The organism is Marinomonas profundimaris (genome assembly GCF_000508165.1).
Lineage (GTDB): Bacteria > Pseudomonadota > Gammaproteobacteria > Pseudomonadales > Marinomonadaceae > Marinomonas > Marinomonas profundimaris.
This window is the reverse complement of the sequence record NZ_AYOZ01000034.1, coordinates 19,427-29,994: the sequence shown is the minus strand read 5'-3', so window position 1 is coordinate 29,994 and position 10,568 is coordinate 19,427. Positions and strand designations below refer to the sequence as shown.

The 10,568-nt window shown below is 45.5% G+C and carries 7 protein-coding genes; 5 read left to right on the top strand and 2 right to left on the bottom strand.

Going from position 1 to position 10,568, the window contains the following annotated elements:
• Positions 1-2: 2 nt before the first annotated feature.
• Positions 3-1,457, bottom strand: coding sequence for a circularly permuted type 2 ATP-grasp protein (locus tag D104_RS30950; RefSeq protein ID WP_024024525.1), 1,455 nt, complete (start codon positions 1,455-1,457; stop codon positions 3-5).
• A gap of 330 nt (positions 1,458-1,787) precedes the next feature.
• Here D104_RS30950 and D104_RS30945 point away from each other — a divergent pair, with 330 nt between their 5' ends.
• From D104_RS30945 to D104_RS30935, 3 genes are all read left to right on the top strand, one after another.
• Positions 1,788-2,978 (top strand): FAD-dependent monooxygenase, encoded by a 1,191-nt coding sequence (locus tag D104_RS30945; RefSeq protein WP_024024524.1) that lies wholly within the window; start codon positions 1,788-1,790, stop codon positions 2,976-2,978.
• A 192-nt stretch (positions 2,979-3,170) separates the two neighbouring features.
• Positions 3,171-4,484, top strand: a complete 1,314-nt coding sequence (locus tag D104_RS30940) for a Na+/H+ antiporter NhaC family protein (protein ID WP_024024523.1) — start codon at positions 3,171-3,173, stop codon at positions 4,482-4,484.
• 108 nt (positions 4,485-4,592) lie between these two features.
• Positions 4,593-5,477 carry a DMT family transporter gene (locus D104_RS30935; RefSeq protein ID WP_024024522.1) on the top strand — a complete coding sequence of 295 codons (885 nt, stop codon included), beginning with the start codon at positions 4,593-4,595 and terminating at the stop codon, positions 5,475-5,477.
• Between the two features lie 20 nt (positions 5,478-5,497).
• Here the strand turns inward: D104_RS30935 and D104_RS30930 are convergent, their stop codons facing one another.
• Entirely contained in the window at positions 5,498-6,070 is a 573-nt protein-coding gene (locus tag D104_RS30930; RefSeq protein ID WP_024024521.1) for a TetR/AcrR family transcriptional regulator, read from the bottom strand.
• Between the two features lie 93 nt (positions 6,071-6,163).
• On the opposite strand from D104_RS30930, the gene D104_RS30925 reads away from it, so the two are divergent.
• Both D104_RS30925 and D104_RS30920 read left to right on the top strand, forming a co-directional pair.
• Complete coding sequence (locus D104_RS30925; RefSeq protein WP_024024520.1) at positions 6,164-7,351, top strand: efflux RND transporter periplasmic adaptor subunit; 1,188 nt, start codon at positions 6,164-6,166, stop codon at positions 7,349-7,351.
• A 3-nt stretch (positions 7,352-7,354) separates the two neighbouring features.
• Positions 7,355-10,483, top strand: coding sequence for an efflux RND transporter permease subunit (locus D104_RS30920; protein WP_024024519.1), 3,129 nt, complete (start codon positions 7,355-7,357; stop codon positions 10,481-10,483).
• Positions 10,484-10,568 lie beyond the last annotated feature (85 nt).

Genomic DNA, 10,568 nt, shown 5'->3' with positions numbered 1-10,568 from the left:
AATTATTGCCCCTTTGTTTCAACGATCCAAGTGTCTTTACTACCACCACCTTGTGACGAATTAACGACCAAGGAGCCTTTTTTCATTGCAACGCGAGTTAGACCGCCCGTCGTAACATAGGTGTCTTTGGCTTGCAGTATGAATGGACGTAGATCTAAGTGACGAGGTTCTAAAACACCTTTTGAAATCAGTGTGGGTGCGGTGGATAATTTTAGCGTTGGTTGCGCAATGTAGTTGCGTGGGTTCTTGGTAATGAGTTCCGCAAACATCGCTTGTTCTTTTTTCGTCGAATGCGGGCCAACGAGCATGCCGTAGCCACCCGATTCGTTCGCGGGTTTCACAACGAGTTTGTCTAGGTTTTCAAGCACGTAAGCGCGTTGTTCTGGATCATCGCATAAGAAGGTTTCGACGTTTTTCAGAATGGGTTCTTCTTTCAAGTAATAGCGAATGATGTCGGGAACGTAAGCGTAGACGACTTTGTCATCGGCGACGCCAGCGCCTGGTGCGTTGGCCAAGGCAACATTACCGCTGCGCCATGCACGCATTAATCCGGCAACACCAAGAACAGATTCAGAATCAAACACTTCAGGGTCTATGAATAAATCGTCGATCCGACGATAAATTACATCAACGCGCTCTGGACCGTTGATGGTTTTCATGTAAACGCAGTCGTCGTTATCGACGAATAAATCACTGCCTTCGACCAATTCTGCCCCCATTTGCTGAGCCAAAAAAGCGTGCTCGAAATAGGCAGAGTTATAAATACCTGGTGTCATGACCACAATTTCAGGGTTCTCTATGTCGCGAGGAGACAAGGAAGCCAAGGTGTCAAATAACTGAGAGGTGTAGGAGTTGACCGGCAGTATGGATTCGTTTTCAAATAATTCTGGTAGCACGCGTTTGGTAATCGCGCGGTTTTCCAGCATGTAAGATACGCCAGAAGGCACGCGTAGATTATCTTCTAACACATAGAAGTCGCCATGCTCATCGCGTACTAAATCCGTTCCACAAATGTGAGCCCAAACACCATAAGCAGGTGAAACGCCGACGCACTCTGGCCTGAAGTTTTTTGAGTCTTTAATAATGTGCTCTGGAATGATGCCGTCTTTGATGACGTTTTGATCGTGATAGAGGTCATTAATAAAAAGGTTAAGGGCTTTTAAACGCTGTTTTAATCCCGCCTCTGCTACTTTCCAGTCCGATGCTTCTATGGTGCGAGGCACAATGTCGAAGGGCCACGCTCTGTCGATGTTGCCTTCTTCGGTGTAGACCGTAAAGCTGATGCCCATTTCTTGTATTGTCGCTTCGGCGGTGAGGCGTCGTTTTTCCAGTTCGTCTTCAGAAAGGCTGTCTAAATATCCCAATAGCTGTTTTGCGGGAGATCTTGGGGCGCCGTTGTCATCAATTAATTCATCAAAAAAAACAGATGACTGGTATTGGCTTGTTAATTTTTCCATGTTTACCTCGTTCTCTTTATCAAGCTGGAGGAGGGCGCTGTAAACTTGCACACACCAGTGTACTTTTCTTGTGCGCCCGCCCCACATCGGGGAGACTTCTTTACTTTATAAGGTGTAGATTTCGCTATATCGTTGCTCTGATTAACAAATCTATGAGTAGTGTTTTCGCACTACTGAGCGAATAAAGCAAGGATCGAGCCACTGTAAATTACAAAATAAAACGGTATTTATATTCCTTTGCCAGTGACATAGATCGGTTTTATTCGCGCTGTAATTCGTTACTATAATGTTGTTACTTTGTGTAAAGCATAGTCTAAAAAGGAAGCTTAAGTGAGTCAGGTGAATCGTGTTGTGATTGCGGGTGCAGGCATTGGTGGATTAAGCGCCGCACTGGCGTTGGCCAAGCAAGGTGTTCAGGCTGTTGTGTGTGAGCAGGCGTCTCATTTAGGCGAGGTTGGGGCGGGTTTGCAGATGAGTCCTAATGCTTTAAAAGTATTAAGAAAACTTGGCTTAGAATCGGCATTGCGACCGTTTGTGTTTGTGCCTGAACATGCCACCATACGAGATTTTAAAAGTGGAGAGTATTACCTCAAGGTACCTTTAGGCGAGCAGGCTATATCACGCTACGATGCACCATATTGGCATGTTCATCGAGCCGATTTACACCATGTATTGGTCGAAGCGTGTTTGGCGGAGGGTGTTGAATTGGTATTGAACGCCACGGTAACGCATTACGTCGAGAATGCGGCGTTAGATCAAGTCAGTGTGTGTTTAGAAGATGGACGCACATTTGAGTCGGATGTGTTAATCGGAGCCGATGGCATTCGCTCTAAGATCCGAGAGCAAATGCTTGGCCCTGAATCGCCTACTTTTATGGGGCAAGTGGCGTGGCGTGGCGTTGTGCCTGTGAGTGATTTGAAGATGACAATTAAGCCAGATGCGTGTGTGTGGGCGGGCCCAGGTCGCCATTTTGTCAGTTATTATTTACGTGGTGGCGAGTATGTAAATTTTGTCGCGGTAGAAGAACGTAATGATTGGCGCTCTGAATCGTGGCGAGAAGAAGGGGATATCGACGCATTAAGACAAGCGTTTAGTGGCTGGCACCCTGAGGTGAGTGGCATATTAGCGTCGGCGCAGAGCACTTTTTTGTGGGCGTTAAATGGTCGTGATTCGCTTGCGATATGGCATAAAGGTCGCGCTGTTTTGTTGGGCGATGCTTGTCATCCCATGCTGCCTTTTATGGCGCAAGGTGCAGCGATGGCGATTGAAGACGCGTATATTTTGGCGCAGTGTTTGTCGAATGGTACGGTTGCAGACGCGTTAATAAAGTATGAGGACGTTCGAAAGCCTCGTACAACAAACATCCAAAAAATGTCGAAGGCCAATGCCGGTTTGTATCATATGCAGGGTGGTGTATTTGGCAAAATGAAATTAAAGGCGCTGCAGGCAGCGTCTCGTTTAGCTCCTCATGTGATTCAGACAAAGCTGGACTCTGTCTATGGATACGATGCGACGAAGTAATTTTCTTATTTCTTTTTGTTCTTTTGATTTTGTTTTTAGTTTTTATTTGTTATATCAAATTGGATGATCTTCATGTCGATAAATTATTAGTATCCACATAATAATTTCATTATTATCCCGCGTTCTTACTGAAAGGCTGCGTCATAAGCGCCGCGTTTTTCTCCAAAAAACAATCTGGAAACCTCAGACGACATGACTTCTAAATCCCCTCTGGCATTGTTGCCATTGTTACTTTTTCTCGTTCTTTTTGTGGGCAGTGGCCTTTGGTATCAGTCTGAAGGCGTGGATTTTGCCTTCTATCAAATATCCGCTCCTGTCGCGATTTTGCCTGCCATTGCCTTGGCAATTTTATTAGGCAAAGGGTATTTTAATCAGCGTATTGAAACCTTTATTCAAGGTGTTGGTGATAACACAATTATTACCATGATCTTGATTTATTTGCTGGCAGGTGCTTTTGCCAGCGTGGCCAAAAGCGTGGGCGGTGTGGATGCAACAGTAAACTTCGGTTTAAGCATTGTTCCTCCTTCTATGTTGTTGCCAGGTTTGTTTGTGATTACGGCTTTTGTGGCGACGTCAATGGGTACTTCTATGGGAACGATCGCTGCGATTGCACCCATTGCAATTGGTGTGTCAGAAGCGGCCGATTTACCATTGTTGCTGACCGTAGGCACTGTGATTGGTGGCGCCATGTTTGGCGATAACTTGTCCATTATTTCGGACACGACGATTGCGGCGACTCGTACTCAAGGTTGTGACATGCGCGATAAATTCCGCATGAACTTTAAAATTGCGTTACCTGCGGCATTGGTGACGTTGGTTTGGTTGTATTTCCAGAGCAGCGATGCGCACATTGCCGATATTCAAGACTATGAGCTGATCCGAGTGCTGCCTTATGTTGCCGTATTAGGTTTGGCTGTGGCTGGCGTTAATGTCATGTTGGTGCTGTTTAGCGGCATCGTATTGGCGGGTGTGATTGGTTTGACGATGCAGGCGGATTACTCTGTGGCGTCTTGGTCCGCTGATATTTATGCAGGTTACACTGGCATGCAGGAAATATTGATCCTTTCCTTGTTGATTGGCGGCCTTGCGGCATTAATGAAATCTCAGGGTGGTTTGGCTTGGCTGGTTGGCGCGATTGAGCAAATCAGTCGTGCATTGGGTGCTAAAGCAGGGTCCACTCGAGCGGGTGAGTTGAGCATTAGTGCGGCGGTAGCGTTAACCAATCTATGTACTGCGAACAACACGGTTTCGATTCTCATCAATGGTTCTGTCGCTAAAAACATTGCTGAGCGATACAATGTTGACCCTAAACGCAGTGCGAGTTTGTTGGATATTTTTTCTTGTGTTGTACAGGGCGTATTGCCTTATGGTGCTCAAATACTATTGGCGTCGTCTTTGGCGCAAGTGTCTCCATTAGAGCTTGTTGGCTATGTGCAATATAGTTGGTTGTTGGCGGTGGCGGCTTTGATTTCTATTTTTGTCGCGTGGCCTAAAGCCGCAAAATAGTCTGAAAAACGTTCAAGACCTTCATTGGAAAAGGCCTGCGACCCTAGAGGATATTCTCTAGGTTAGTGGGCCTTTTTTATTTCTATCACATCTTAATAGGGACATTGTGTGAAACAAGGAATGCATTTTAAAGCTGAGCTTATTTTGGTATTTGTGACAATCTTGGCTGGGTTTGGTTGGATTTTTTCGAAAGAGGCATTGGTTGGTTTGCCTCCGTTCTTTTTTATGGGCGTACGTTTTATTATTGCGGGCTTTGTTTTGTTTCTGGCCGGACAAAAATATTTTCGTGGTTTGGATTGGAAAGACGTAAAGCAAGCCAGTTTGGTTGGCGTGGTGATGGGCGTCACGATGGTTTTTTGGGTGACAGGGTTAGATCAAGGTTCTAACTTGGGCGTTGGGGCATTTATTACCAGCCTTGGTGTTGTGTTGGTGCCCGTTGTTGCACGGGTTTTGTTTAAAGAACGACCACCAACGAGTATTTGGGTGGCGCTGCCTTTTGCTATTGTTGGTCTCGGCTTTCTGGCACTGAATAACGGTTTGAACTTTGAGTTCGCGCATCTGTTTTTTCTGGGGGCAGCCGTTACATCTGCGTTTCAATTAAATCTGTTATCACGTTCTTCGATGCGTATGCATGTTCTGGTATTAACCGCCATTCAGCTGAGTGTGGCTGGCGTGTTATTGCTTGGCCTTTCGTTGGCGACTGAAACATTGCCTCATAGTGTGAGCATGGGTGTTGCGGGGTGGTTTTTAGGCAGTACGCTTGTCGCAACAAGTTTGCGCTTTCTTTTGCAGACTTACGGTATGAGCTTAACGCCAGTGAGTCACGCTGCGGTCATTATGAATTTAGAACCTGTTTGGACCGCGATTTTTGCCGTTTTGTGGTTCAGTGAATCTATGGGAATTGGGCAGGTGTTTGGTTGCCTGTTGGTTTTTATCGCCATGTTGGTGAGTCGCTGGTCACAAATCAAAGGGATTTTCCACGCCAGAAAATAGTGCTTTCCAGTGTTTTCCTGTTAGTCCGGCAATATGGCGTCGAGCGTCAAATTATATATTTGCTGCATTTCTTTGCTAAATGGCCTTGGCTGATACTCCCAGCGAGCCAATAGGCCTTCGGTCAGTGTGACGAGCATTTCAATGCGGGCAACCGCTTCTTGCCTGTCCATTTTTGGGTAACGTGATTGCATGATGCTCACAGCATGGCATTGCAGACGCTGGTGCGATTCAATGCAAATTTTAGCGATTACCGGGTTACGTGCGGCCTCGGCCTGAATTTCAGAGTGCATTACCCTAATGTTATGGTTTTCTTGGTCATCTTCTGAAAAGTGACGGTCCAGCCAATTATTTTTATCCAAAAAGGACGGCATAAACTGTAATCGTTGCTGGGTAAACTGTTCAACCAACGCACAAATAATTTCATCTTTATGAGAAAAGTATCGGTAGATTTGACCTACACTGAGTCCAGCTGACTTTGCAATTTCGCTCATGCTGGCTTTGTGAAAGCCTTTCGTTAGCACGTGCTGCTCAGTGGCATCAATAATGCATTGCTTTCGTTGGTCGCTATTGTAAAGTTGTTTAATAGTTCTCATTTATTTGCACGTTTTGTCATATATAAGGTACATGGCTTAGATTATAGTGGTAATGAATGATCATTCTCAATGTTTCGAAAGGAAGTCTCCTCAATGTTGTCTAAATTTAAATATGCTTCAAGTTTGTTGCTTGTACTTGTACTCGCTGGTTGTCAGGAGGAGACATCAAAGTCTGCTGCTGCCGCGCCATCTGCTCCTAAAGTTCAAGTGGGTGTTGTTACAATTAACCCTCAAAAAACAGATCTAATGACGGAACTGCCTGGTCGAACAACGTCTAGTTTGGTCGCTGAGATTCGCCCACGAGTGGGCGGCATTGTGAAAAAACGCTTTTTCGAAGAAGGTCAGGATGTTAATGCAGGAGACGTACTTTACGAGTTAGATGATTCCACGTATGTGTCTTCTTATAACCAGGCCTTGGCGGATTTAGAATCGTCTAACGCCAGCTACAAATCTGCGCAGCTGAAAGATGAACGTTATACTCAACTACGCAAACAAAATAATGTTTCTCAACAGGACTTAGATGATGCTCACGTTGCCTTCTTGGAAGCGAAAGCGGATAAGAAAGGGTCTGAGGCATCGCTTGAAACAGCAAAAATCAATTTAAGCTACACCAAAATCAAAGCGCCAATTAGTGGACGTATCGGTATTTCCCAAGTCACCGTGGGTGCATTGGTAACCGGTAGTCAAGCTACGGTGATGACAACCATTCGTTCATTGGATCCTATCTTCGTGGATTTAGCTCAGACGAGTTTAGACCAACTTAAACAACGTAACTTCCTATCTCAAGAAGGCGTTGAAAAAGGCTCTAATATCGTGTCTTTGGTGCTTGAAGATGGTTCCAAATATCAATATGAAGGATCGCTGAAAGCACGGGAAGTGAGTGTTGATGAGTCTACAGGCAGTGTGACGCTTCGAGCAGAATTTCCAAACCCAGATAATCTTTTACTACCCGGTATGTTTGTGCGCGGTATGATTCATGAATTGACGCATAACGCCGCGCTTTTAGTGCCACAGCAGGGAGTCTCCCGAGATGTGAAGGGTAACCCAATTGCATTGGTTGTGAATAAAAATAACGTGGTTGAAAGCCGTATTTTGACGGTTGAACGTACGATTAAAAATCAATGGTTGGTTCTATCTGGTGTTAATGCTGGTGATCGAGTGATTGTTGAAGGTTCATTGAAAGTGAGAGCGGGAAGTGAAGTGTCTACGGTTGATATGGAGCGAGACAGCAAAACGGGCGCTATGGTCGCAGTCAATGCCACTTCGACGCAAGGAAACTAATTTATGTTAGCTCAATTTTTTATAAATCGACCGGTTTTTGCGTGGGTAATATCCATTGCAATTATGTTGGCAGGTTTGGCTTCAATCACGACCTTACCCATTGCCCAATATCCTAATGTTGCACCGCCAACTGTCAATATTTCAGCTACGTATTCAGGTGCTTCGGCAGAAACCGTTGAGAACAGTGTTACTCAAATACTAGAGCAGCAACTGACTGGTTTAGACGGCTTGTTGTATTTTTCATCATCAAGCAGCTCCAGTGGTCGTACGAGCATCAATGTTACTTTTGAACAAGGTACGGATGCGGATATTGCACAGGTTCAAATTCAGAATAAAATTCAGCAAGTGACATCAAACTTGCCAACCTCTGTACAGCAAAATGGCGTCACGGTTAAAAAATCAAACTCTGATTTCTTGATGGTGGCTGCCATTTACGACGAAACAGATACTGACTCGGCGAATGACATATCGGACTTTCTCGTATCGAGTGTTCAGGACCCCGTTTCTCGTGTTGATGGTGTGGGTAGTATTCAGGTATTTGGTGCTGAATATGCCATGCGTATCTGGTTGGACCCTTTAAAACTAGAGTCATATAAGTTAATGCCTTCCGATGTGTCTGCAGCGGTAACCGCACAAAACACTCAGGTCGCAGCGGGCAGTTTGGGTGCTTATCCTATTGAACAAGGGCAAGAGCTAAACGTTACAGTAACGGCGCAGTCTAAATTACAAACCGCAGAGCAGTTCAAAGACATTATTCTGGCGTATGACGACAGTGGTGCAACGGTTCGTTTGAGTGATGTTGCGACCGTTGAGTTAGGCAGTGAGTCGTATTCTTATATTGCGCGTTTGAATGGCCACCCAGCGTCTGGCATGGCGGTTATGCTTGCACCGGGAGCGAATGCACTATCAACATCCGAAGCGGTTAAAGGGGTTTTGAACGGGTTGTCCAGTAGTTTACCGGATGGCTACAAGCTTTCTTTCCCTGTTGATAATACAAGCTTCATTAAAATCTCCATTGAAGAAGTGGTTAAGACTCTGGTTGAAGCCATCATCTTAGTTATCATCGTCATGTTTATCTTTTTGCAGAATTGGCGTGCAACGTTAATTCCTGCGATTGCAGTACCTGTCGTGCTGTTGGGTACGTTTGGTGTGCTTGAACTGTTTGGTTTCTCGATTAACACGTTAACCATGTTTGGTGTTGTGCTTTCTATTGGCTTGCTGGTGGATGATGCCATCGTGGTGGTAGAGAACGTTGAACGAGTGATGGAAGAAGAAAAGCTGTCTCCAAAAGAGGCCACCATCAAATCCATGAAAGAAATTACTAGCGCCTTGATAGGCATCGCGGTTGTCTTGTCGGCGGTATTTTTACCGATGGCTTTCTTCAGTGGTTCTACTGGTGTTATTTATCGTCAATTTTCCATCACAATTGTTGCGTCTATGACCTTGTCCGTCATTGTTGCTTTAACATTAACGCCAGCATTGTGTGCGACCTTGTTAAAAGCGAATCATGAAACCAACAAAAAAGGCTTAGGCGGCTGGTTCAATCGTAATTTTGACCGTGTTACCGATAAGTACTTTGGCGGTGTGAGCAAGCTAATTAAGCGACCAATTCGTTGGATGCTTGGCTATGGCCTTATTGTCGCGGGCTTAGGCGGTTTGATGATGTCTTTACCGTCTGGATTTTTGCCGACAGAAGACCAAGGCCGAGTCATGGTTATGGTGTCGTTGCCTGAAGGTGCGGGCATGTCTCGAACTGATAAGGTAATGCGGGAAGTAGAAAGCTACTTCATGAAATCAGAGAAAGACAACGTGGATGCTGTCTTTACTATTTCTGGTTTCAACTTTATGGGAAGTGGTCAGAATGCCGGTATGGCGTTCATCGCTCTAAAAGATTGGAGTGAGCGTGTTGGTCCTGCCAACAGTGCGAGCGCCATCGTTGGCCGTTCATACGGTGCCTTTGCGGGATTGCGCGACGCGAGAATCTTTTCATTGATCCCTCCTTCTATTCAAGGTTTGGGTCAAAGTAGTGGCTTTACGTTTCAGCTTCAAGCATCCGGAAATACCGATCGTGCGACTTTGCTAACCATGCGTGATGCATTATTGCAAAATGCCAATGCCAGCCCGCTTTTGACGGGAGTTCGTCTCGGTTCTGATTCTGAAGCGCCACAATTGCATATTGATATTGACCAAGAGAAAGCATCCGCATTGGGTCTTTCAATGTCAGACATTAGTGCGACATTGAGCAGTGCTTGGGCAGGAAGTTACGTCAATGACTTCATCGACCGTGGTCGAGTTAAAACAGTCTACATGCAAGGTGAGGCGCAATACCGTTCGTCTCCTGAAGATCTGCAGCATTGGTATGTTCGAGGTGATGACAACACCATGACGCCATTCTCTGCTTTTGCGAAAAGTGAATGGACATATGGACCAAAAAGCTTGAGCCGTTTTAATGGTTTGGCTTCTTATGAAATCCAAGGTTCAGGGGCAACAGGCGTGAGTTCGGGTGCGGCCATGGATGAATTGCAACGTGTGACGGACTCTATGTCTGGCGGTGTGATGGGGTCTTGGAGTGGCTTGTCTTACCAAGAACGCTTGTCGAGCGGTCAAACACAAACGCTATACGCAATTTCTGTGCTGGTCGTGTTCTTATGTCTTGCGGCTTTGTACGAAAGTTGGACAGTGCCTTTGTCTGTTATCTTGGTCATTCCTTTGGGGGTTATCGGTGCCGCAGCGGCAGCGCATATTCGTGGATTAGAAAACGATGTGTACTTCCAGGTGGCCTTGCTGACAACCATAGGTTTGTCTTCTAAGAATGCGATATTAATTGTCGAGTTTGCAGAGGCGGCGTATCGTCGAGGTGTCAATGTATGGGATGCGGCGGCGCAAGCAGCGCGTTTACGTCTTCGTCCTATTATCATGACGTCTATGGCGTTTATCGTTGGTACTTTACCATTGGCATTGTCTTCTGGTGCAGGTGCAAACAGCCGAATCTCTATTGGTTCAGGTATTGTAGGCGGCACACTAACCGCGACAATATTGGCGGTTTTCTTTGTACCGTTATTCTTCGTGATAGTGCGTAGAATGTTCCCTAAACGCCCTGACGGATTGTCGGAATCGAAAACAGTTGAATGATTTGAAACGCATTTAGCTACCTGATAATCAAACAAAGAAGGAGCCTTTACGGCTCCTTCTTTTTTTATCGTTGGACGTTAACGGT

Excerpts from the sequence above, each read along its gene's own strand:
- D104_RS30950 (WP_024024525.1), bottom strand. The coding sequence starts at position 1,457 with ATGGAAAAATTAACAAGCCAATACCAGTCATCTGTTTTTTTTGATGAA.
- D104_RS30940 (WP_024024523.1), top strand. The coding sequence starts at position 3,171 with ATGACTTCTAAATCCCCTCTGGCATTGTTGCCATTGTTACTTTTTCTC.
- D104_RS30930 (WP_024024521.1), bottom strand. The coding sequence starts at position 6,070 with ATGAGAACTATTAAACAACTTTACAATAGCGACCAACGAAAGCAATGC.
- D104_RS30925 (WP_024024520.1), top strand. The coding sequence starts at position 6,164 with ATGTTGTCTAAATTTAAATATGCTTCAAGTTTGTTGCTTGTACTTGTA.
- D104_RS30920 (WP_024024519.1), top strand. The coding sequence starts at position 7,355 with ATGTTAGCTCAATTTTTTATAAATCGACCGGTTTTTGCGTGGGTAATA.